The 21611-nt window shown below is 41.6% G+C and carries 22 protein-coding genes, 1 pseudogene and 1 CRISPR repeat array; of the genes and pseudogenes, 14 read left to right on the plus strand and 9 right to left on the minus strand.

What is annotated here, in order from left to right; translation table 11 throughout:
• Positions 1 to 30: 30 nt before the first annotated feature.
• Positions 31 to 1176 (plus strand): annotated as a pseudogene (locus KA717_02460) (IS630 family transposase).
• Positions 1177 to 1183: 7 nt separating this feature from the next.
• Here the strand turns inward: KA717_02460 and KA717_02465 are convergent.
• Complete coding sequence (locus KA717_02465) at positions 1184 to 1357, minus strand: hypothetical protein (GenBank protein UXE61817.1); 174 nt, start codon at positions 1355 to 1357, stop codon at positions 1184 to 1186.
• 155 nt (positions 1358 to 1512) lie between these two features.
• On the opposite strand from KA717_02465, the gene KA717_02470 reads away from it, so the two are divergent.
• Genes KA717_02470 through KA717_02495 form a run of 6 tightly spaced genes read left to right on the plus strand, consistent with a single transcriptional unit; the run spans position 1513 to position 5925 of the window.
• Positions 1513 to 1869, plus strand: coding sequence for a type II toxin-antitoxin system RelE/ParE family toxin (locus KA717_02470; GenBank protein ID UXE61818.1), 357 nt, complete (start codon positions 1513 to 1515; stop codon positions 1867 to 1869).
• Complete coding sequence (locus KA717_02475; GenBank protein UXE61819.1) at positions 1832 to 2125, plus strand: hypothetical protein; 294 nt, start codon at positions 1832 to 1834, stop codon at positions 2123 to 2125. The genes KA717_02470 and KA717_02475 overlap by 38 nt, the downstream gene beginning before the upstream one ends.
• A 26-nt stretch (positions 2126 to 2151) precedes the next feature.
• Complete coding sequence (locus KA717_02480; GenBank protein UXE61820.1) at positions 2152 to 5247, plus strand: tetratricopeptide repeat protein; 3096 nt, start codon at positions 2152 to 2154, stop codon at positions 5245 to 5247.
• Positions 5231 to 5437 carry a type II toxin-antitoxin system HicA family toxin gene (locus KA717_02485; protein UXE61821.1) on the plus strand — a complete coding sequence of 69 codons (207 nt, stop codon included), beginning with the start codon at positions 5231 to 5233 and terminating at the stop codon, positions 5435 to 5437. Before KA717_02480 ends, KA717_02485 begins: the two co-directional genes overlap by 17 nt.
• 2 nt (positions 5438 to 5439) lie before the next feature.
• Positions 5440 to 5664 carry a type II toxin-antitoxin system HicB family antitoxin gene (locus tag KA717_02490; GenBank protein ID UXE61822.1) on the plus strand — a complete coding sequence of 75 codons (225 nt, stop codon included), beginning with the start codon at positions 5440 to 5442 and terminating at the stop codon, positions 5662 to 5664.
• Between the two features lie 24 nt (positions 5665 to 5688).
• Positions 5689 to 5925: a hypothetical protein gene (locus KA717_02495; protein ID UXE61823.1), complete on the plus strand. Its 237-nt coding sequence runs from the start codon at positions 5689 to 5691 to the stop codon at positions 5923 to 5925.
• 55 nt (positions 5926 to 5980) lie between these two features.
• Here the strand turns inward: KA717_02495 and KA717_02500 are convergent, their stop codons facing one another.
• The 3 genes from KA717_02500 to KA717_02510 form a co-directional block, all read right to left on the minus strand.
• Positions 5981 to 7354 carry an anthranilate synthase component I gene (locus KA717_02500; protein ID UXE61824.1) on the minus strand — a complete coding sequence of 458 codons (1374 nt, stop codon included), beginning with the start codon at positions 7352 to 7354 and terminating at the stop codon, positions 5981 to 5983.
• 2 nt (positions 7355 to 7356) lie between these two features.
• Positions 7357 to 8232: a CbiQ family ECF transporter T component gene (locus KA717_02505; protein UXE61825.1), complete on the minus strand. Its 876-nt coding sequence runs from the start codon at positions 8230 to 8232 to the stop codon at positions 7357 to 7359.
• 174 nt (positions 8233 to 8406) lie between these two features.
• Positions 8407 to 9546, minus strand: coding sequence for a peptidylprolyl isomerase (locus KA717_02510; protein ID UXE61826.1), 1140 nt, complete (start codon positions 9544 to 9546; stop codon positions 8407 to 8409).
• A 113-nt stretch (positions 9547 to 9659) separates the two neighbouring features.
• Here KA717_02510 and efp point away from each other — a divergent pair, with 113 nt between their 5' ends.
• The 3 genes from efp to KA717_02525 all read left to right on the plus strand — a co-directional run bounded on the left by efp (position 9660) and on the right by KA717_02525 (position 11446).
• Positions 9660 to 10217, plus strand: a complete 558-nt coding sequence (gene efp, locus KA717_02515; protein ID UXE61827.1) for an elongation factor P — start codon at positions 9660 to 9662, stop codon at positions 10215 to 10217.
• Between the two features lie 63 nt (positions 10218 to 10280).
• On the plus strand, positions 10281 to 10772 hold the full coding sequence (gene accB / locus KA717_02520; GenBank protein UXE61828.1) for an acetyl-CoA carboxylase biotin carboxyl carrier protein: 492 nt from the start codon (positions 10281 to 10283) through the stop codon (positions 10770 to 10772).
• 128 nt (positions 10773 to 10900) lie between these two features.
• Positions 10901 to 11446 carry a hypothetical protein gene (locus KA717_02525; protein UXE61829.1) on the plus strand — a complete coding sequence of 182 codons (546 nt, stop codon included), beginning with the start codon at positions 10901 to 10903 and terminating at the stop codon, positions 11444 to 11446.
• 17 nt (positions 11447 to 11463) lie between these two features.
• Here the strand turns inward: KA717_02525 and csaB are convergent, their stop codons facing one another.
• Positions 11464 to 12519, minus strand: coding sequence for a polysaccharide pyruvyl transferase CsaB (gene csaB, locus KA717_02530; protein UXE64532.1), 1056 nt, complete (start codon positions 12517 to 12519; stop codon positions 11464 to 11466).
• A 72-nt stretch (positions 12520 to 12591) separates the two neighbouring features.
• Positions 12592 to 13311: a peptidylprolyl isomerase gene (locus tag KA717_02535; protein UXE61830.1), complete on the minus strand. Its 720-nt coding sequence runs from the start codon at positions 13309 to 13311 to the stop codon at positions 12592 to 12594.
• A 185-nt stretch (positions 13312 to 13496) separates the two neighbouring features.
• Between KA717_02535 and KA717_02540 the strand changes: the two genes are divergently transcribed.
• A complete protein-coding gene (locus tag KA717_02540; GenBank protein UXE61831.1) occupies positions 13497 to 14075 on the plus strand; it encodes an NUDIX hydrolase in 579 nt (192 codons plus the stop codon).
• Between the two features lie 18 nt (positions 14076 to 14093).
• On the opposite strand, the gene KA717_02545 is transcribed toward KA717_02540, so the two are convergent.
• The gene (locus KA717_02545; protein UXE61832.1) at positions 14094 to 14306 is read right to left on the minus strand and encodes a glycogen debranching protein; all 213 of its coding nucleotides are present in this window, start codon (positions 14304 to 14306) and stop codon (positions 14094 to 14096) included.
• A 902-nt stretch (positions 14307 to 15208) separates the two neighbouring features.
• A CRISPR array of direct repeats spans positions 15209 to 15469; the repeat unit is 39 nt; unit sequence TCCCTACCGATTGGGTTAAATCGGATTAGTTGGAAACAG.
• Positions 15470 to 16335: 866 nt separating this feature from the next.
• On the opposite strand from KA717_02545, the gene KA717_02550 reads away from it, so the two are divergent.
• Complete coding sequence (locus KA717_02550; GenBank protein UXE61833.1) at positions 16336 to 16587, plus strand: AbrB/MazE/SpoVT family DNA-binding domain-containing protein; 252 nt, start codon at positions 16336 to 16338, stop codon at positions 16585 to 16587.
• Positions 16588 to 16601: 14 nt separating this feature from the next.
• Positions 16602 to 16952, plus strand: a complete 351-nt coding sequence (locus KA717_02555; GenBank protein UXE61834.1) for a type II toxin-antitoxin system PemK/MazF family toxin — start codon at positions 16602 to 16604, stop codon at positions 16950 to 16952.
• Positions 16953 to 17250: 298 nt separating this feature from the next.
• On the opposite strand, the gene KA717_02560 is transcribed toward KA717_02555, so the two are convergent.
• Entirely contained in the window at positions 17251 to 18576 is a 1326-nt protein-coding gene (locus KA717_02560) for an IS4 family transposase (protein ID UXE64533.1), read from the minus strand.
• Between the two features lie 328 nt (positions 18577 to 18904).
• Positions 18905 to 20110, minus strand: coding sequence for a glutathione S-transferase family protein (locus tag KA717_02565; protein ID UXE61835.1), 1206 nt, complete (start codon positions 20108 to 20110; stop codon positions 18905 to 18907).
• A gap of 861 nt (positions 20111 to 20971) precedes the next feature.
• Here KA717_02565 and KA717_02570 point away from each other — a divergent pair.
• Positions 20972 to 21550: a Uma2 family endonuclease gene (locus KA717_02570; protein ID UXE61836.1), complete on the plus strand. Its 579-nt coding sequence runs from the start codon at positions 20972 to 20974 to the stop codon at positions 21548 to 21550.
• The last annotated feature ends 61 nt before the right edge of the window (positions 21551 to 21611 follow it).

Raw genomic sequence — 21611 nt, forward strand, 5'->3', positions numbered from 1 at the left:
TGGGGAAGACCTAAACATTCAAGAGAAATCATGGCTAAAAAAAAATACATAGTTGCTCTGGAGCAAGAAGAAAGAAAAGAATTGGAAAGTATAACAACCAAAGGAAAATCTCCTGCGTATAGAGTCAACCATGCTCGTATTCTGCTAAAAGCAGACATAAATCAGGAAAAAGGAGGATTAAGAGATAAAGAACTCAGTGAAGCGCTGGATATCAGTGTTAGCACTATAGAAAGAGTACGACAAAAGTTTGTAGAAGAAAGCTTAGAATCAGCTCTATCGCGTCGAACGCCCTTAAAGGCAAGACCACGATTGTTAGAGGGAGAAAAAGAAGCCTGTTTGATTGCAATTGCCTGCACAGAAGCACCAGAAGGGAGAGGGGCATGGACATTGCGGTTGTTAGCAGACAAGATGGTGGAGTTGGGTCATGTAGAAGGCATTTTCCATGAAGCAGTGCGTCAAACTCTAAAAAAAACGAACTAAAGCCTTGGTTAAAGGAATGTTGGGTGATTCCCCCCGAAGCCAATGCAGAATTCGTCTGTTGCATGGAAAATGTGCTGGATATTTACAAACGTCCTTATGACCCCAAGCATCCCGTAGTTTGCTTTGACGAAACCAACAAACAATTGGTCAAGGAGAACAAAACGCCCTTAGTTGCCGAATTAGGACAGGTAGAAAGGTATGACTACGAATATGAACGGAATGGGGTGAGCAATTTGTTTATGTTTTCTGAACCCCTAGCTGGATGGCGACACGTAGAAGTAACCGAACGTCGTACTAAAAAAGATTATGCTCATCAACTGAAATCTCTGGTCGATATTTATCATCCAGAAGCCGAAAAGATAACACTTATTCACGACAACCTGAATACCCATGTTCCCTATGCCTTATATGAGACCTTTGAACCCCAAGAAGCCAAGCGTATCCTTGACAAACTGGATATTCATTACACCCCTAAGCATGGTAGTTGGTTCAACATGGCTGAGATTGAGTTAAGCGTTTTATCTCGTCAATGTTTAGCCCGTCGTATTCCTGACAAGGAAACTCTCAACTCTCAACAATGAAATTGCTGCTTGGGAAAAACACCGAAATGAACAATTGCGTACCATTGATTGGCAATTTACCACTGATGATGCTCGCATCAAACTCAAGCGGCTTTATCCATCAGTTCTACCTTGACTGACTACTACTTCTGCTGTTTTAAAATGACTTGGATTAAACCCGTTAGTGATTGACTGAGGATAGCCAGTAAAATTGCGATCGCCAGAATAATGCTGGTGGGTGATTCTCCATTTTTGATAAGGGTTTGGGGATCAACGAGGTTAGAGATTTGGGCAGGTTGGGCTTGAGTCGTTTTCATGGGTGTTAACCTTGAACTAGGAACACTTTCATCAAACCATTAGCCTATTTGTGTCCGAATCTGAGCAAGCCTGAGTTCGTGACCGAGTTCACAACCGAGTTGATTTTCTGGAATTAGCAGGACGCGATCGCAATTTTACGAGATACAATGGCACAATGGAATCTCGCATTCAAGTTAAACTATTGGAAACCGATGAGGGAAAAATACCTTTTTTAGAGTGGTATGCTTCTCTGCGGGACAAAGTAACTAAGTTGCGAATCAGGGGACGTTTAGACCGATTGGAACTTGGCAACTTTGGTGATACTCAGTCTGTTGGGGACGGGGTGTATGAACTGCGATTACATTTTGGCTCAGGTTATCGAGTTTACTTTACCCGTGTAGAAGATTATCTGGTTATTCTGATTGGTGGTGGTGACAAAAACAGCCAACAACGGGATATTACAAAGGCTCAAGAAATTTGGAAGAGGTACAAAAATGAAACTGATAGATATGCACGAGATTTTAGACAGTGAGTTACAAGATCCAGAGTATGCGGCTCTTTATCTTAATTTTGCCATTCAGGACGGCTCACCAGAAGAGTTTTTGCTGGCTCTGAAGAATGTTATTCGAGCTAATCAGCAAATGAATCAGGTGACAGAGAAAAGTAAGTTAAATGAAGAAAATCTTGCTCAGATTTTATCCGATTCTGATGATCCTCATTTTTTGGCAGTTTATAAAGCTATTTCATCTTTGGGTTTTCAACTCTCTTTTGAGGCATCGGTATCCTGAAAAATTGAATCAGTTAGGAGTTTAAAATGCCTCGTTCTGTTAGTATTCATCCAGATCGCAAGCAAACTGTAGAAGATGCTTTAAAGCGTAATGGCTTTTTAACACAAGGAGATTTTGCGGTTAATATAGAAATTGCATTATCAACGGTTAGCAAATTTTTTAACGGAAAAAGTGTTTATATTTCAAAATTTGAATTGATTTGTGAGGCGTTGGGTTTAGATAAACAAGAAATTCAAAGACCTTTAGAATCTAGTCAGGATAAAGCCGTAAAAGAGACTTTGGAAATTATTCCGACTTTATATAATCCTGAAAAATGGGTAGGCCGATCGCAACTTATTGAGATGTTATTAAATCAATTTCAGCAAAACACTCGTATTGTTTGGTTAACGGGACTTTCGGGTATCGGTAAAACGACATTAGGAGAATGTATAGCAGTTAAGGATTGGGAAAGTGATCCGTCTTTTCAGTGGTTACATATAGAAATTTCGGCCAGTCAATTGCCTGATTTTGCTACAGGAGCGAGAGAAATTCTCAGTCAGTTAGGCGAAAAAGAGTTAGACCCGCAGGAAATGAATGATCCGAAACGGTTAAGCGATCGCTTATTGAAAAAATTACAATCTTCGTTTTATTGGTTCCAAATTGATGCAATTGAAAAGTTAATTGAAGCGAATGAATTTATTGATAGTTATTGGTTAACTTTTTTAGAAAGTTGTTTAAATACAAATCATTTTTCTAGTCGTTTATTATTGACCTCGCAAGTTTTACCCAATAGTCTAATTAATTGGTGCGATCGCTTTTCTAATATTTGGCATCAAGAAACGTTAAAAGGGTTAGCAAATGACGAATCTGAACAATATTTTGCTAAAAATGGCATTGTAATTAGTGAGTTTAATCAAGATATTCTCAATCGCATCGGTCAAACCTACGAAGGTCATCCTCTGGTTTTGCAAGTAATTACAGGGGAAATTTTACAGGTTTATCAGGGAGATGTAACGGCTTATTGGCAAGTTAATCAAACAGAGTTTGAGCAGGTTTCACGGGAGTTAAAGTCATCTCGTTTAACGGAAACTGACTATAATGAGCAATTAGCCCGTCGAGTTAGGGAAAGAGTCAAAAAATCTTTAGAACAATTACCTGAAAAAGCGATCACGTTATTATGTCGCAGTGCGGTTTATCGTCGTCCAGTTCTTAAAAAGTTTTGGTTAGGGTTAATCACGGAATATTCTCCTAAAGAGCAATTAGAAGCTTATCGAGTTTTAGGCGATCGGGCTTTAATTGAAACAGAACGCAATCTAATTCGGTTGCATAATTTGGTGCGGGATATTGCCTATGATTGGTTACGCGAAGATGAGTCTATTTGGAAAGCAGCAGAGGTTAAAGCGGCGGAGTTATGGCTTAATAAATATCCAATGACTGGGAACGGAGATAACTTTGAAAAGGTACAAGCTTATGTTGATGCTGCTTATCATTATTACGCGGTCAAAGACTATCAAAAAATCCGCTCAATGGTTATTGGAGATGGTTGGGGAATACTAATTCAACTGTGGGGCTATTCAAAAGAGATAATCTTAATTTACTCGTTTCTGATTAATAAAGTTAGCGAAGAAACAGATTTAATTTGTTTTAAGGCTTTAGGTAATGCAACTCATGAATTAGGAGATTATGAAATCGCAAAAAACTGGTATCATAAAAGCTTAGACATTGCTTTAAAAATAAACGACAAATTTGAACAAGGAGAAATTCTAAATAATATAGCAAATTGTTGGAAAAATACACGAAACTATGATCAAGCTATTAAAATTTATTTTCATAGTTTGGAGATTGCACGTAAACAAAAAAAGCAGTCATTAATTGCCAGAGTTTTAGGTAATATTGGTAACATTTACAATGAAAATGGTAATCATATTTTAGCTATAAAATTTTACAGACAATCACTAGTTATTCTTGAAAAATTAATAAGCAAAGAACCAATAGCTATACATCAATATAGTATAGAAATGGGAAATTTGGGTAATGCTTATTACTGGAGTGGTGATTACAAAAATGCAATGGAATATCAATTAATCCATTTAGATATGTCTCGTAAACTTGGAGATAAACAAGGTGAAAATCGTTCATTAGGAAGACTAGGACGAATTCATCACTCAATGGGCAATAATTCAAAAGCGATCAAGCATCTTCATGAATCGTTATCTATCTCTCAAGATATTGGTGATCGTAAATCCGAAAAAGAAGCATGGGGAGAGTTGACAAATATTTTTATTTCAGAAGAGAATTATTTACAGGCTTTACGGTGTTCACAGTCCAGATTAAATATTATTAGCGAAATGGGAGATTTGCTAAATGAAGCGGAAAATTTACTACAAATAGGAAGTATTTACGAAATAATGAAAAACTACGAGAGGGCCGAAGAGAATTATCTTTTAGCTCAAAATATTTTTCATATTAAAGAAATTTATGAAGGGCAAATTCTGTCTTTATTTAATTTAGGCAGAACTCAATTTAATAAGGGTAAATACGAAAATGCGATTAATTATTATCAGAAGTGTTTGGCAATATCAAAAAATATTAAATGGCATCTTTATGAATTGACCACACTAGGTTTATTGGGATTATCTAATCAGCATTTAGGTAATATTAATAAAGCAGAAGAATTTTTTTTAGAATATCTATATTTTGCTCAAAAAACTAATGATTATATCGGTCAATCTGGCGGCCATTCTAATTTGGCAAGATTATACACATCTGTATCTAATTATCAAAAAGCTATTTTTCATTTGTCGTGTCAACTCAATATAGCCAAAAATCAAAAAGATAAATCGGGTGAAATGTCAGCTATTTCTGGTTTGGCATTGGTAAACAAAAAAGCTGGTAATTTTTTAGAGGCTTTAAATTTTTTATTCTTATTATTGCAATATAATAATGAAAATAGTGAAAAAAAAGCCATTATTTTATTAGAAATTTCCGAAATTTATTATTCTACAAAAAAACCTAAATTTGCACGACAAAATTGCGAACAAGCTCTACAAATTGCGACAGAATTAGGTATTCCCTTAGCTCAAGAATGCCAAGAATTATTATCAAAAATTGAGGAGGAAGCCATGAATGACCAAGAAAATTAGAGAACTTAAAAGTCTGCTCAAAAAAGCTGGCTTTACCGTTCAACCTGCAAAAGGAAGCCACAGCAAATGGACACATCCTAAACTTTCCCAATCCATCATTATTGCTGGTAAAGATGGCAGCGATGCCCGATCCTATCTAGAAAAACAAGTCATGGATGCCCTAAAGAAACTTAATCAAGAGGATAATTAATCATGAAATATAGCATCACAATCCAATGGTCAGAAGAAGATAACTGTTTTGTTGTCTTTTTGCCTGAATTTGAAGACGTTATGCAACCCGTTACTCATGGTGATACCTACGAAGAAGCCTTAAAAAATGCTCAAGAAGTTTTAGAGCTATTAATTGAATCGGCTTTAAATAATAACGAAAACTTACCCAAGCCGAATATATTTGATCAGTTATTGCAACTTGCCTAATTTCTAATATTGACAACAAAAATAATGGCACAGATAAAAGTTTACTATGAACCCGAAACTGAACTTTTAACCCTTTTCTGGCAAAGTTCTCGGAAAAATCAGATTTGTACCGAACTCGATAATGGTGTAATTCTCATCAAAGACTCCACCACCGATGAACCGATTGGTGTAGAAATTTTATCCTATCAATTAGGAAGTGATCGCCTAGATAGCATAAGTGTCGAAATGGGGCAAATGAACTTTATTGAAAATTTACCATGAGTTAAAAATGAAAATCAAATACGATCAGCAAACCGATATTCTCACCATTATGCAACTACAACGCCGACCATTGAGCCTTGGCTTTTTGTAAAGATTCTTGCCATTCCTGGGTTGGCTCACTATCTGCCACAATGCCTGCGCCCACTTGTCCAATGATTTGGGTATCGGTGAATAACAGCGTCCGAATGAGAATATTGAGATCTAAATTACCTCGTTGATCGAGATAACCACAGGAACCATAGAATAAACTACGTCGTACCGGTTCTAGTTCCTCAATGATTTCCAAACAGCGTACCTTGGGACAGCCTGTAATTGTACCACCAGGAAAAAGAGCGCGGAGCAAATCGACACCATCCTGATTCGGTTGCAAGGTTCCACTGACATTACTAACCAAATGGATCACATGGCTATAGCGTTCAATGGCTAAAAGTTCATCTACCTTCACTGTTCCCCAAACACAGACCCGTCCAAGATCATTGCGTTCTAGATCAACCAACATGATATGCTCTGCCCTTTCTTTCAAATTGCTGCGTAATTCTTGGCAAAGTCTGGCCTCTTCCTGGGGCGACATTCCCCTCGGACGAGTACCGGCGATCGGTCGGGTTTGGGCCTGTTTGCCTGTTAATTGCACTAATCTTTCTGGGGAACAACTGACCACTTCACCCCAGGGCGATCGCCAATAACTGGCAAAAGGAGAAGGATTAATCTGCTGTAGGCGTTGATAAACTTGCCAACTGTCGGCGGTAATTTGGGTATGAAAACGGAGGGAAAGATTGGCTTGAAAAATATCACCTTGACGAATATATTCCTTAGCCCGTAAGACCATTGCTTCGTATTGACTTTGCTCAGTTTCAAAAACTAAAGGAGCCGAAATTTTGGGAGAATCAGTATTTTCTGATGGGGGGGAATTTTGTGTTGAATGAGAAAAATGATTTAATTGCTCAATCAGGCGATCGCCATCCTGAGGATTAGTGGTTGCTAACCAAAGAATTTGTTCTTGATGATCTAGCACCGCAAAATTTTCAGGTTCGTACCAATAGGCAACGGGAAAGGGAAGCTGATCAGCTTTTTGATAGGGGAGAGTCTCAATTTCCCAGGCCGCATCATAACCTAACCAACCTAACCAACCGCCTTGAAAGGGAAGATGGGAGGGGGTGGAAGGATGGAGATTGGGGGCACAGAGAAATTGTTTTAATTGCGGAAAAATGGAGCCAATGGGCGGTGTCCAGAGTTGCAGTTGACCAGCTATGCGTCGAGGTGGCCCAGCACAAAGGGAATACCTGGCTAGATAAGGATAGTCCAGGGGAGTCGGATAGGGACTTTCCAATAAGGTGGCAATGGCATCGCGGCCAAACAGTTGGGCAAAAATTTGGGAGGCTTTGCGCTCTTGTAGGGGAACAGACCGCCAGTGCCAAGGAAACTCCGTCATATTTAGGGACTGCCTCCGATCAGAACCCTAGCGAACCAGAAAGGAAGTAATGCCGCGAGGGCCAACCAATCCCAGCGTAAAAATTTGAGTTGGTGCCACTGGACTCGATGTTGCTCAGGAGTCGTAAAACCTCGCACTTCCATGGCGATCGCAATTTGTTCAGCCCGCAACAGTAAATTTTCCAACAAACGTTCAATCACCAAAATCCAAATCCGAAAACTACGTTTCAGCCCCAATTGTTTCCAGTTAATAGCCCTAGTCCGAATGGAACGGATCAAGTTTTGAATTTCTTCCAACACTAAGGGAATAAACCGCAAAGCCAGGGTTAAGGTCAGGGAAATTTCTGTGATCGGTAAATTAAAACGCTCTAAGGGCTGCATTAATTCTTCTAGAGCGCAGGTGATTTCCTCTGGTGCTGTGGTCAGTAAAAATAAATTAGTACTGTAAATGAGAGTAAAAACCAGGGTGCTAGTGCGAATACCCAATTCCAGCGATCGCCGCGTCACTAAAAATCGGCCCTTTTCAAACAAAACATAGTGGTAATCCGAAACAGGGGGCAAACTAGCCGCATCGGGTAAACGAGCTTGGGAGGTCATCGCAAAACCATCGGGACTAAAGGTGGTTAGGATAAAAACCATGCCACAGATAAAAAATAACCAGCCGATTTGCTGTTTCCAAGCCCGCCAAGGAATACCTGCCGAAAAGTTGATCAGTACCAATAATAAGGTCAGCCCGACTCGCCAGATAGGATTGGCCAACAGGGGTGCGATCAAAAAAGTCATTAACCAAGCTAACTTAACCCTCGGATCTAGACGATGCAACCAGGTAATCGGTTTTTCTAGATAGAGTCCGATCGGCAGCGATCGCAGTAAATCCATAGATTCGACAGGGGATGAAACTAATTTGCATTATAAAACCGATTGAGCCGTCAGGTTAGAGTGGCAACAGTCAAAAAAAGTCAGGGATAAAACCAATCGATTTCGCGCCATTTCCCCTAAAGACAAAAAAAGGCAGGCCTAAACCCACCTTTAACAACACATCAAAGGGCTGAATTAAGCTTGAGGTTGAACTAAGTTTTCCGATCCAGCGATCACTTTGGCGGAAATAACCTTGTCTTTTTCTGACAATTTCTCTAATGTTTCCTTGCCTTTAACCACATAACCAAAAACAGAATAACGACCATCCATGAGGTTAAATCCAGGAGGCGTTAATTCACTATCAAATTTGAAGAAAAAGAACTGGGATGAACCCCCATTGGGATCTTGATCAGGGCGAGCCAGAGCGACTGCACCAAAGGCATTAAAGGGTAGAGCTAATTCTGGTAAATATAAACCCGCGTCTTCTAAGGTCATTTCATAAATGGGTAGGGGTTCGCTTTTCACTAACACTTCTAGAGGAATAGCCCGATAGGCTTTCGTTTGGGGATCAATAAAGCCCACCTCTGGGCCATCAGGATCACCGGTTTGAACGACAAAATTATCTTCTGTTTGGATAAAGGGGAGGCCATCATAAAAGCCTCGTTGAACTAAATCAATAAAATTCCCGCCACTGACTGGCGCACTATAACCATCCACAATAATGGTTAGGGGGCCTTGAGTGGTTTCCATTGCGACGGTGGCTCGACCCTTCAATTGAGGGAGGTTGACATAATCCGCCGGGACTTCGTAGGGAAAGCCCTGTACCATGAGCATTTCCAAGTTACCAATTTCCTCCAGGGCGACATCTCGTAATTTGGCTACCTGCTCTTTATCTTTAGCCGCGACAGCCTCCTGTAATTGCCCGACCTGATCCTTAATACTCGCCAGTAACACTTCGGCCTGGTTGTGACGGTCTGCTGGGATCGAGACCAAAATTTTAGCTGACCGTAAATTTAACTCATAATTGGCATCCTTGATATCTTTGGCGATCGCTGACCAACGTTTACTCCGCAATTGATAGGCAATATCCTCCAAAGAAGCCTGAATCTTACGAACAGTGGGATTTTCAATTGGTAGAGCGTAGCGCAGAATTGCATTGGGGTCGGTAATGGCATTCCCCTGAGCGAGGAAACCCAGAAGCATCGGCGAGGTGAGATCCACGCTCCAAACAGCAGTGGCCAGAGATAATGACCAAACACTGATTAAAACAGTCATAATCCCTATTTTTAGCCAATTCTTAGCCATAATCTCTAAATTTTTCCTTAGCATTTCCATAATTTTATTGTCTCAAAGTCTAAAATGAAGAGAGAATCTTTAAATTTTCCCATTTCTGCGACCCCCATCCCCAGTAAAATATTCTGTGAACTTTAAAGGCTGCATCGCATTTCATGATTTCGAGCAATGATTTTCGGAGTGGTGTAACAATCGTACTAGATGGCTCAGTTTGGCGGGTCATCGAGTTCCTACACGTCAAACCCGGTAAAGGCTCAGCCTTTGTCCGCACCAAACTCAAAAATGCCCAAACTGGGAACGTTATTGAAAAAACTTTCCGAGCAGGGGAGAGCGTTCCCCAGGCCAATATTGAAAAATTAACCATGCAACATACCTATAAAGATGGGGATCAATTCGTCTTTATGGATGTGGAAACCTTTGAAGAAGCCCGTCTTGATGCCAAGCAGATTGGTGATCGCGTTAAATTTCTCAAAGAAGAGATGGAAGTCAATATTTTATTCTGGGACGGTAAAGTTCTAGATGTGGAGCTACCCACCTCCGTTATCCTGGAAATAACCGATACTGATCCAGGGGTTAAAGGGGATACGGCCACAGGTGGTACAAAACCCGCGATCGTCGAAACTGGTGCTCAGGTCATGGTTCCGCTTTTCATCTCCATTGGTGAACGGATTAAAGTTGATACCAGAGATGGTTCTTACCTCGGTCGTGAATAGGCAAACATCGATTCAGGATGGGTTGCTGGCTTTTGTTATGGATAGTCCCTGGAGGGGTGATTCGTGTCAATTAATTTTTCTGAACTCCGTGAACTTTTGAGTGCGATCGCTCAAACTGGCATTACGGAACTAAACCTAAAGACAGATGATTTTGAACTATCTGTGAGAAAAAGTGAACCTACTGTTATGGCAGAAACCTTAACCGTCTCTCACCCTAGTGTGCTTACTCCCCCGCCAGCAGTGACACCGCCGTTAATCTCACCTCCCCCTTCGCCATCTCCAGAAGCCCCTCTACCTTCACCGCTCGATCAAAAATGGACAGCCGTTACCTCGCCGATGGTGGGAACTTTTTATCGCGCCCCCGCTCCTGCCGAATCCCCTTTTGTGGAGTTAGGTGATAATGTTCGTAAAGGTCAGGCAGTCTGTATCATCGAAGCCATGAAGTTAATGAACGAAATTGAGACCGAGATTGCGGGGCAAATTATGGAAATTGCCGTAGCTAATGGCGAACCCGTTGAATATGGTCAACCTTTAATGTGGATTAAAGCATCTTAACGATTAATTGAATAATTGAAAATTGAAAAGGGAAATAATTGCCAAGCTACCCGAATTCTTTACTTTTTCTAGCTAACCTTCAGTGAGGAGGGGAAGGTTTAAATTCTTCTTGAGAGGGGGAAAGGCGTATGAAAAGACTTCTCGCCACTGCTGCCTGGCTATTTTTGTCGGGTGTATCATCCGTTCGAGCCGATGTGGCTACCTATTCTAATCCCACTTTGATGGTGACGGGATGCCCTGGCTGTACGGTGACAGATCCAACCGGACTTAATGCCTATGCTATTGGCCATCAATCCTATGGGACTCCTAATGGTTGGGATGTCTGGGTCAACCCCACCGATCGCCTCACGGTTGCCAACGGATTCGGCGTGGACTTCACTGTGCCACAACAACTCCAACTGGGTAAGACGTTTGATGTCACAGGTTTTAAAATCTTTGGTTTGTCTTCGCGATCGCAAACAACAGTGCCCCTAACCTATAATCTAATTGCCTATCATCCGGATGGCTCAATCCAGACGGTTCCCATTACCATCCGGGCAAGGGTACAAAGTACTGTTAATTTATCGACCTATCCACAACTCAAAAATCTCACTAAGTTAACGGTCTTTTATCCGGCCACTTCCTATATCGGCAAAACCTATTTTATTGAAGTACAATTTACCAAGAATCCCTAACTAAGGCTGGCTGAGACTTAGAGCCGATCATCCAAGCCCTCAAAAACCTGTTTGAGTAGTGCTTGATGTTGTCGGGTTTGCTCCTTCAGAGCGTGACGTTGTTCCGAGCTAAGAGGTTGACTATTCGTATAACAATCTTGCCAGGCTTGACTAATTTGATCGACATCCTGGGGTAAATGCTCTAATTCCCAACCACGAAGATTGACCTCTGCCATTAAGCGACTCACCTTGGGATCATAACTAAGGGCAAAACAACGACTACCTTCAGAGGCAGCCATAATCAGGCTATGTAACCGCATCCCAATGGTTAAACTCACTTCTCGGAAAATGGCTTTTAATTCTCTGGGATCGTCCCGTTGCAGGATTTGATAATTTCCCGTCAGTCGGGCAGCGATCGCGTCTGCAATGGCTAAATCTTGAGAAGTCTGAAAAGGAATCAAGAGCAAATTCGCCTGGGTTATCTGTTGAAAATCAATTAGAGCTTGGGTCAAAAGTTCTAAACGTGCCGGTGTTAATTGGGGATGACGACGCAAATTCACTGCTACTCTCGGCGGAGCAAGTGTGACTAAGTTTTGAGGCAATTGTCCTTGTAATAACCAAACGGGATCAGGAGCCAATAGGGCCGATACTTGCCAGGTCTTTAACAAATCTTGAGAAGCTTGATCCCTGACGCTAACCGCACTGCAACGCCTTAAAACGGTTCGGGTTAACCAACGGGTGAGAGGATGATTGAGGGGGCCAATCCCCTGGGCCCAGGCAACGGTTTTTAAACCCAATAATTGAGCGAGTAACATCAAGCCACCATAGTAGAGCGGACTGCCTAAACTGGTGACATCCTGCATTAAACTACCGCCCCCCCAGATAAAGACATCGGCTTGACGCAGAACTTGAAAAATTTCTGACCAGGAACGGTTGGGGCAACTCTTCACGCCATAATGTTTTTGGGTTTCCTGGGGATTGGCTGAAAGGGCGATCGCTTCAACCTGGGGGGGTAACATTTGCAGCAATGAAACCAACAGAGCTTCATCACCAGCATTACCCTGACCATAGTAACCACAGATAACTGCCCGCATTTTGCTAACTTCCCCGTTTTGATAATTGGTCACTAAACTTGTGGCTATTAGAGCATATCTGGACTCCCCGGATTAATAACTGACCCGTTGTTGTAACTGATTACTCAACCATTTTTGAAAGAGGTCATTGCGTAACCGTTGGCGCAGGGTATCGTCTAACTGACTCGCTAAATATTTTTCTAGCCGTAAAATGATCCACCATTCCCCAATCATGGTCGGAGGTGAGAGTTGACCAGCGGGAAGTGTTGTTAATAATTGCACAATGCGAGGATGAGGTACATTTAATTCCACCGGGCCGATCAGTCCTCCGGTTTGAGCTTCTCCCCCTTCCGAAAATTCCCGCGCTAGATCGGCCAATTGACTTTCCCCTTCCTGAATCCGAAAATAGAGTTCCTGGGCAATTCCGGCTTCTTTGGTACGAATAAGGGAATAAACGACCCGATCCAGTTGGCCTTTACATTCTAGAAAGTAGGATTCTAACTGGTGAGTCCATTTATTTTGTTTAAATTTTTCTAGCTTGATTTCCCTAGTGACAAACTTGTTGAGCTGCTCCTGGGTCATTCCGGCTTGGGTGAGCCAGGCTTGCAGTTGTTCCTCATTCGTAATTTGATATTGTTGATAAAAATGAGCTAGGGATTGTTCCTGTTCCTCCGGTGTACAGTCAATATCAGCGATCGCCTCATCCACAATCATTTCCCTCGCTAATCGGGGCAAGAGTTGATACTGAGCGAGAAGAGGATAAAATTCGTTATCTTGGATAACACGTTCCCCAATTTTTAATACGCCTTGCATAATTTGGAAAGCCTCCGTTGGCTAATAATTGGTTCGTCCAACCGCTAACATAAAGTATGAAAGCTCTAATTTTACAGAGTTCGGTAAACTTAGGGAAGTCAAGGCTCCCATCGGATTCAACCCATTCCCCTGTTCAGATCAGGCAAAAACCAAAATTTTTAAACATTGACATACCAGCAGCCTTTATGATCGAGCATCAAGTACAAAAATGGCAAATTTTGGACTCTACCCTTGTTTTAGATAATCCCTGGTGTCGGGTCAAACAGGATCGAGTTTTGTTACCGAATGGGACGATTATTGAAGATTATTTTGTTAATTTACGTCCTGAGATTGTTCTGGTTTTTCCCCTTACGGTTAATCAAGATGTGATCTTTGTCCGTCAATATCGTCATGGTGTGGAAGAGATTTTACTAGAATTACCGGCTGGTAGTTTTGAGCCTCAAACAGAAACCAGTATAGCTGCTGCCCAACGCGAATTGAGAGAGGAAACGGGTTATGTAGCTTCAGAACTAATTCCCTTAGCCCAGATTTACGATAATCCGGTTAAAGATAAAACCCGACTCCATCTTTTTCTCGCTCCTAATGTGGAGCCAACGGGCCAGCAGGAATGGGATATTACCGAGGCGATCGAGGTTGTCTTAATTCCCTTACCAGAGGTAAAAACTAAAATTCTCACAGGAGAAATTCAGGTAGCAGGAAGCATTGCAGCTTTATTTTTAGGATTAGAAAAATTAGCCCAACCACCTTTTAATAAGCTTTTGTGAGTCAAGAACCGAATCAAGTTAGTAACTTAGTTTCAAGGCATTGACAGGAACTTCATCCCATGAGTCAACTTTTCTTAGATGGGCTGTCCAACCTTGATTTTTCTGATCCTCGGTTAAATTATTAAGCCAAGATTGATGACAATCCTGGGCCGCTCTTTCATCTAGACAAGCAATACAGGAATAGACAATTCCACTGGGGTCAAGTTGCTCATTTACCCAAATTATTGGCATGATTTTTTTGATAGTTCCAAGAGTGAGACAGAAAATTCTGATTAAGATGATCGTCCTGGTTGGGCCAGTGTTAAGCACCAAAAAAAATTCAGGATTTTATCTTATCCTACTTAGCTGAATTATTCCACGATGTGGAGCCATAAACCTAATCCCCAAACCGTACAATCTTGTTTAGGTCGAAGTAGCTCATATTGACGCTATTCTGGGACTAAACCTTGCTGTCTTAAACAGCGATCTGTTATGCAAGGTTGCTGAAACCTTTACGGGGCATTGATCTCCCCCTGTCCCCCTTAAAAAGGCTACTGTGTACACACATCTTGATCTAAACCTCAATTTTGCCACCCAGCCCCCTAAAGTTGGCAGGAAATCGGTGTCTTTCGCCGTTCACATTCCCCCAGCATTGGGGAATTTAGGGACTAGAGAAAGTTAAATAGAAAACCAAAAACTTGTGTGTACGCGACAGCTTAAAAAGGGGAGAGAATGGGTCAGCATTTGAGTGTTTTATGTCGCTTGGATGAGATGCGGGCTTTGTTTCAAAAGGTTAACAAACAGGTCAAACCTCAGGAAGACAGTGTAAGATTCTATTGGATTTCGCAAGAAGCCGTTTCTAGGGTACTGGTGATTGGCAGTCCTCCCCCCGAACCGCCTCCAAATGCCTATATTTTCTAAGGTTGGAGCGTGTTTACTAGGGCTGTTCTTCTCTCTCGTTTCGACGCACCTCGCCTGATCGCTGAAAGCCTTGATCTCTCGTTGAGATGTGTCGAATGCTGACGGTGTAAGGGTTCTGGAACTCACTTTTTTCTGTTTTGACAGATTTTAGGAGGTAAAATGACAGTACAATTGTCACATACGTCGAATTGGCTATCTCTAAGCTGCTCTGGACAGGACTTCTAAGAAGCGACTCCCTACCGATTGGGTTAAATCGGATTAGTTGGAAACAGTGTAATAGCCCAATATACCTGTTCGTGAACAAAGCGACCCCTACCGATTGGGTTAAATCGGATTAGTTGGAAACATCATACAATTTCCCTCCTTATCTTGGTACGCCACCATTCCCTACCGATTGGGTTAAATCGGATTAGTTGGAAACAGAAGTAGCAGAAAGTTACGAACCTGCTCGAGGATTCCCTACCGATTGGGTTAAATCGGATTAGTTGGAAACGCAAGGGGACGGGGTGACTTGGGGACGGGGCGATCAGTGATCAATTATTATTTTCGATCGCTTAACACCCTTTTTAAAATCTCCCAGTCTCCCCCTCTCCCAGTCTCAAAAATCCTTACCGATAGGTTTAAATCGGATTAGTTGGAAACTCGACATTAAATACGACATCTGAGGGTTCAACCTGAACTATTCCTTACCGATAGGTTTAAATCGGATTAGTTGGAAACGCAAGGGGACGGGGTGACTTGGGGACGGGGCGAATGGCGATTAATTATTTTTTGCGATCGCTTAACACCCTTTTTAAAATCTCCCAGTCTCCCCCTCTCCCAGTCTCCAAAATCCCTACCGATTGGGTTAAATCGGATTAGTTGGAAACTCGCTGTCAATCTCAATTTTTTGAATGTCGTTTAATTGACAGTAACCCTACCGATCGCCTTAAATCGGATTAGTTGGAAACGTAAGGGGACGGGGTGACTTGGTGACAGGGCGAATGGCGATTAATTATTTTTTGTGATCCCTTAAAACCCTTTTAAAAATCTCCCAGTCTCCTCTTCCTCCCTCTCCTCTTCTCCAAAAAGCCCTACCGATCGCGTTTCAATTAACTTCTTGGCGCACGCCATGCGCCCCTACCCAAATAATCGGAGATCGCATTTATCGGATTAATTGGAAACCGTTAATTTTTGGGTGTATCCAAATAATCGGTGATCGCGTTTATCGGATTAAATTAAAATAAATTGTAGGGACATAACAGTGTTATGTCCTTTTTTATTAATAGAAAATAAGCGAAAATTAAAAATCACAAAAAAGACGTTGACATCCTCATTCAACAGTGTCATTATACAAAGTATAATTTGGCAAGCGATCGCAATGGATATTCAACTCAAAAAATGGGGCAATAGCTTGGGCTTACGCATCCCCCATCAACTGACTAAAAATTTTGGCTGGGATGAAAACTCTACCCTGGAAATAGAAGAAATGCAAGATGCTCTAATCATCCGTAAAAAAACAAACTCTGTGACCCTAGAACAACTTCTCGCCAGTATTCCTCCCGATTTTACCTATCCTGATGACGTACAAAACTTCACCCATAGTGCGGCGATCGGACAGGAAATTTTGTAAGCGTAGAAAAATAGATGCAACCCCAACGCGGCGAAATTATCCGCATAAACCTCAACCCAACCCAAGGACGAGAACAAACAGGAGAAGCTCGCCCCTGCCTTGTGCTTAGTCGTACCCAATTTAATCAAACAAGAGGAGGAATTGTCATTGTTTCCCCAATTACCCACACCCTAAAACCGGAGATAAAGACCCTAATTCCCATTCCTGAAGGCTTTAAAATTAGTGGCTCCGTCATTGCCGAACAAATTCGTACCCTCGACTTAAATCAACGGTGGTGGATAAGTACAGGAGAAAATTTACCTCAATCTTTTGTTGATCAAGTTGTCGCTACTCTTCAAATTATCATCGGTCAAAACTCTGATTAATTCTACCTGTAAATAATCAGATTAGTGGGAAACGTAGGGGCAAATGGCGATCGCTCTTGTTCACAAAAAGACTTTACTGCGATCGCGTTTATCGGATTAATTGGAAACGTAAGGGGACGGGGTGACTTGATGACAGGGCGAATGGCGATTAATTATTTTTTGCGATCGCTTAATACCCTTTTTAAAATCTCCCAGTCTCCTCTTCCTCCCCCTCTCCTCTTCTCCAAAAATCCCTACCGATCGCGTTTATCGGATTAATTGGAAATAATTAACCTCTGGGCGCACGCCATCATCCGTGTCAACTTAAAGGAATGGGTTCCCAAATTTGTTGATTGAGAGCGGCCTTTTCTCGATGTCGCTTTCTCTCAGCTTTGACCAAACCAAATAACTTAGCACGTTCAGCCAGATAGGTTACTGTATCAGGCTTTTCTCCTCTAGCAATAGCCTTCGCTACATAGTATAGACTCCGAAACACCATCTCTACTGAGATTTTTTCTTTCGGTTGATTTAGAGCAATCGCCACTTCCCCTACCAATTGATTTAAGACCGTATAGAAAATCAAAGTGCAAATAATCTGGATTTGGACACCATTCTTATTCCCTACCCATAAATAGGCTAGTCCTAAAAGTCTTTTCGTTAATAAAAAGGCTTCTTCGATTGTCCATCGTCTTCGATATAAATCACAGACCTCTTCGGCGGACAGTTGTTCGGGAGACAACACATTTGTTAAATACTGATACCAGATTGTTCCCCATAATACTGAGACTAATCTCACCGGATGCTTGCAAGGATTAGAACGGTAATTTCCCATAATGATAATCTCATCTCTGTAATGACTACCTTGAGACAATACTTGTTTGGTTTTGTAAGATGTACCCGCTCTAAATCTGGTTAGAAAAAACTTTTTAGCTTCTGTTAACAAATCAAACCACACAAAGCTAAAAAATCCCATATCTACAAGAATTAAACCATTTTCTGGTAATTTAGCTGCCAATTCTTCACACCATATTTTATCATTTGATTTATCATTTTCTGTGTACCATAAAGTAACGGGTCTTTGGGTAAAGGCTTCCACTACCATCATTATTTTACCCCCCAATTTACTCTTTTCTTCTTTACTTATTTTCATATTTTTCCTTATCTGCTCTAGCGTTGAGCCATCTGCTATCCACACTGCACTAAACTTTTCTCTTATTTTTTCCCATTTTTCTCCTACTTGGAGCTTCTTCCCTTTTTCGGCTGCTTTTTCTAACACTCCTTTTAGTAATATTGCAAATATTTCGGCTGGCACATTCATCATTCTTTTTGATACTGCCTGTTTGCTTACTTTTAATGATGCTACCCATAGCAATCCCTCTTCCTCTAACAGTCTTACCGCTTCACTTATACCCGCTATTTGACGATACACTATACTTAACACTAATGCCACCATTACTGGTAAATTTAATACCCTATCTCTCATCATTTTCTCATGAGTTCCCTGTAAATATTTTAATGGTGTAAACATTGTGGGTTCTAGTAATTCAAACAACTCTTTTGTTATTTCAGGGATTTCTACCCCTGGCTGATTTGTCTTACGACGTAAGTCTGGGTTTCCTTTTCTCCGAGGATGTTGTCTTGCCATTTGTTTTTTGCTCACTTTTTTATATACTAACCTTTTTTTCAGCCTACTCTTACTTCCGCCTGCTTTTAGGCTAATCTTTTGTGAGTAGGCATTTTGGCTTAAGTTGACACCAATGGCACGCCATGCGCCCCTACCAAAATAATTGGCGATCGCGTTTATCGGATTAAATTAAAATAATTTGTAGGGACATAATTGTATTATGTCCTTTTTTATTAATAGAAAATAAGCGAAAAATAAAGGGTTTAACCGTATTTCCCTAGCATAATCACCTAACACATCAGCAACCAAGCTTAGTAACTTGTCCTCACGAACAGACCGATGGAGTGACCTAAACTTTGGCAAAATTGGCTGGATCTTGATCCCGTCGATGTTTTAAGAGAATCGGAGCACCTGGCTCATTGCCGACCAAAGCGGCGGTAAATTCCAGGGATTCTCTCAATCGTTTTGCTGCATAAATCGACATATCCCTAGGGACACAAATGCGATCGCGTAAATAACGAAGGGCGGAATCAGAGCCAGGGGGCGGTAAACAAACTTCTCCAGTGATCAAATGGGTTAAAGCACAGCGCAACGCTTCCTCAAAAAGGCTATCTTCGGCAGGGTTAACGCGAATCAGATTCCGACGGTGTTTAATCACTCGTTGCAAAGCTTCCTGACGGGAATTTTCAGGTTCGGGATAGGTGACATCAGGTAGTCCAAACCAAGGGCCATTATCCACTTTGCTTTGATTAATTAAACGCTGGGGGTTTTCATTGTCGTAACAGCCACCCATTTGAGGCGGTAAATCATGGACATGGGTAGAAAAATCACTCTGAGTGCCGCGATAGGTCGGACGGCTTTCCATTGCGTCAAACCAGGCCGATAGACGGGGATTTTCTTCCCGTAAAGAATAGCCTTTATAGTAAAAAAGACTAGCATTCATCCGTTCGACGTAGGGAGTGAAGATCACATCAACGGTGCTGAACTCTGATAAAAAGTAGGGGCCGGGGGTGGCGGCTAAGGCCGCTTCTACTTGAGCCACGACACTGGTAAATTTTTCCTGATGGAATTGATCATCGCGGGGCGATCGCCGAGGATAACAAAGCCAAGAATACCAGGCGCGAAATAATAGCCGCTCTAGTCGTCGTAGAGGAATCACGGTCGCGTCTTCCATACTCCAAACCAAGGGCTGGAATTCTCGTTCTAGAGCCAATAAAATATCATCGCTTTCGGTAATAATTCGTCCATCTAATTCAAGGGCTGGTAGCATTCCAGACGGGACTTTTCGCTGATACCAACTCTCCTTTTCGCCGTAACAAAACATGGTTACTTTGGCGATTCGGTAAGGAATTTGTTTTTCTTCTAACCAGAGCCAGACTTTTTGGCAATAGGGACACCAGGCATGGTGATCTCGATAGAGTATAACCCGCACGTCTGCTTCCGCATGACCAAATAAACGTAACTGGGCTTGGGCATTGGTGAGTCCATTAATGCGATCAACGGGCCGGTCGGCGAGAGCTTCTAGTTCAGTCCAACTGAGAGGAGAGGTTGTCATACGTTAAAAAATAACAGAACCAAGGCAGTAACTTTTATCTTAATCTCTCTCTCAATATTATTCGCAAAGCAGTCCCAAACGCTTTTGGCAATAGGATAGAGGATGTTGTAGTTCACCCAGTCAGGGTTACACTTGCAAAGTAAGACCTGAGATATTTGTCTATGGTTTTTCTAACTATTCTCGAACCCATTTTACAAATAAGTAGCTGGTTGCAATTAAATATAAAACGTGGGATGGGCATCCTGCCCGTTCACAGGCTAGAAGCCTGTTCCACCATCTAACAATTAATTAAGCCCACTTACTTACTCATCAGCGAGCGATCGCGTCAAGACAGTTTTGCTCGACTCAGGGAAACATCAAAGCGATTAGAAAGATCAAAAAGATTAAGAGACGATCCACCCATTTATTAATGCGATCGCTCCCTATACAAAAGAAAAGCGATCACCCCTTAACTATTAAAACGCTAAGGAATGAAACCAATGGTTAAGCTAATCTGACAGGATAGGCGATCGCCCTGCTAAGGAGGGTCAAAACTCAAATTTTGGTGTATTATAGCTTTATCTTGCAGATAACCAACTAGATAGAGAACAAGACCATGACAAACAGGAAACAAGTCACTGCACGAAAATCATCACTTGATCGTCAAAAGTCTTTAGCCTTTAAGGGTTTTCTACAAAAGACACTCATGGAAAAGGTGCGTTGTGGTTACGGCAAGTGTTCTTATAGTGGTTGTTATTGCCAACAATATCAAGGTAATGCCAGCACTTGTCAAAATTCGGGCTGTGGGCATAGTTATGCTGACCATTGGTAATTGCGATGCCGTGTTATTTTAACTTCATCAAGTTTTAATGTTCTATTACGATGATCCTTACGACCCAAGATATTCCGATAACTACGCTTGATCGTTTTTTGCAGCAGCCAGAAACGAAACCTGCTAATGAATTTATTGATGGTTATATTTATCAGAAACCTATGCCCCAGGGTCAACATTCACGACTGCAGTTGAGGCTCTGTAATGCGGTAAATATTGTGGCGGAAGAGGCTCAGATTGCGTTGGCTTTTCCCGAATTACGCTGTACTTTTGGAAGTCGCTCAATTGTGCCGGATGTGGCGGTGTTTCGATGGGAGAGATTACCAATTAATGTAGAAGGTGAAATTGAGAACGTATTTCTGATCTGTCCAGATTGGGTGATTGAAATTTTGTCGCCTGACCAAGCACCGATGCGGGTGATCAGTAATATTTTGCATTGTCTCAAGCAGGGGACAGAAATAGGATGGTTGCTATTTCCGAAGGAGCGATCGCTATTATTGTTTCAGCGCGATCGCCAACCGATAGAGATAACGATTAACAGTAGTGGTGATGAAATTTTGCTTGTACCTGAGTTTTTAGAAAGTCAGCTTAAGTTAACCGCAAATCAGATTTTTAATTGGCTAAGTTAACAAATCTCAATAATCACTAAGTCAATTTCTCACTCACATCTAATTTCAGTGTTATAATCTC

The sequence above is a fragment of the Woronichinia naegeliana WA131 genome (genome assembly GCA_025370055.1).
Lineage (GTDB): Bacteria > Cyanobacteriota > Cyanobacteriia > Cyanobacteriales > Microcystaceae > Woronichinia > Woronichinia naegeliana.

Bases quoted from the DNA above. Each gene is read 5' to 3' on its own strand.
- KA717_02465 (UXE61817.1), bottom strand. From the start codon at position 1,357: ATGAAAACGACTCAAGCCCAACCTGCCCAAATCTCTAACCTCGTTGAT.
- KA717_02470 (UXE61818.1), top strand. From the start codon at position 1,513: ATGGAATCTCGCATTCAAGTTAAACTATTGGAAACCGATGAGGGAAAA.
- KA717_02475 (UXE61819.1), top strand. From the start codon at position 1,832: ATGAAACTGATAGATATGCACGAGATTTTAGACAGTGAGTTACAAGAT.
- KA717_02480 (UXE61820.1), top strand. From the start codon at position 2,152: ATGCCTCGTTCTGTTAGTATTCATCCAGATCGCAAGCAAACTGTAGAA.
- KA717_02485 (UXE61821.1), top strand. From the start codon at position 5,231: ATGACCAAGAAAATTAGAGAACTTAAAAGTCTGCTCAAAAAAGCTGGC.
- KA717_02490 (UXE61822.1), top strand. From the start codon at position 5,440: ATGAAATATAGCATCACAATCCAATGGTCAGAAGAAGATAACTGTTTT.
- KA717_02495 (UXE61823.1), top strand. From the start codon at position 5,689: ATGGCACAGATAAAAGTTTACTATGAACCCGAAACTGAACTTTTAACC.
- KA717_02500 (UXE61824.1), bottom strand. From the start codon at position 7,354: ATGACGGAGTTTCCTTGGCACTGGCGGTCTGTTCCCCTACAAGAGCGC.
- KA717_02505 (UXE61825.1), bottom strand. From the start codon at position 8,232: ATGGATTTACTGCGATCGCTGCCGATCGGACTCTATCTAGAAAAACCG.
- KA717_02510 (UXE61826.1), bottom strand. From the start codon at position 9,546: ATGGAAATGCTAAGGAAAAATTTAGAGATTATGGCTAAGAATTGGCTA.
- efp (UXE61827.1), top strand. From the start codon at position 9,660: ATGATTTCGAGCAATGATTTTCGGAGTGGTGTAACAATCGTACTAGAT.
- KA717_02525 (UXE61829.1), top strand. From the start codon at position 10,901: ATGAAAAGACTTCTCGCCACTGCTGCCTGGCTATTTTTGTCGGGTGTA.
- csaB (UXE64532.1), bottom strand. From the start codon at position 12,519: ATGCGGGCAGTTATCTGTGGTTACTATGGTCAGGGTAATGCTGGTGAT.
- KA717_02535 (UXE61830.1), bottom strand. From the start codon at position 13,311: ATGCAAGGCGTATTAAAAATTGGGGAACGTGTTATCCAAGATAACGAA.
- KA717_02540 (UXE61831.1), top strand. From the start codon at position 13,497: ATGATCGAGCATCAAGTACAAAAATGGCAAATTTTGGACTCTACCCTT.
- KA717_02545 (UXE61832.1), bottom strand. From the start codon at position 14,306: ATGCCAATAATTTGGGTAAATGAGCAACTTGACCCCAGTGGAATTGTC.
- KA717_02550 (UXE61833.1), top strand. From the start codon at position 16,336: ATGGATATTCAACTCAAAAAATGGGGCAATAGCTTGGGCTTACGCATC.
- KA717_02555 (UXE61834.1), top strand. From the start codon at position 16,602: ATGCAACCCCAACGCGGCGAAATTATCCGCATAAACCTCAACCCAACC.
- KA717_02560 (UXE64533.1), bottom strand. From the start codon at position 18,576: ATGGCAAGACAACATCCTCGGAGAAAAGGAAACCCAGACTTACGTCGT.
- KA717_02565 (UXE61835.1), bottom strand. From the start codon at position 20,110: ATGACAACCTCTCCTCTCAGTTGGACTGAACTAGAAGCTCTCGCCGAC.
- KA717_02570 (UXE61836.1), top strand. From the start codon at position 20,972: ATGATCCTTACGACCCAAGATATTCCGATAACTACGCTTGATCGTTTT.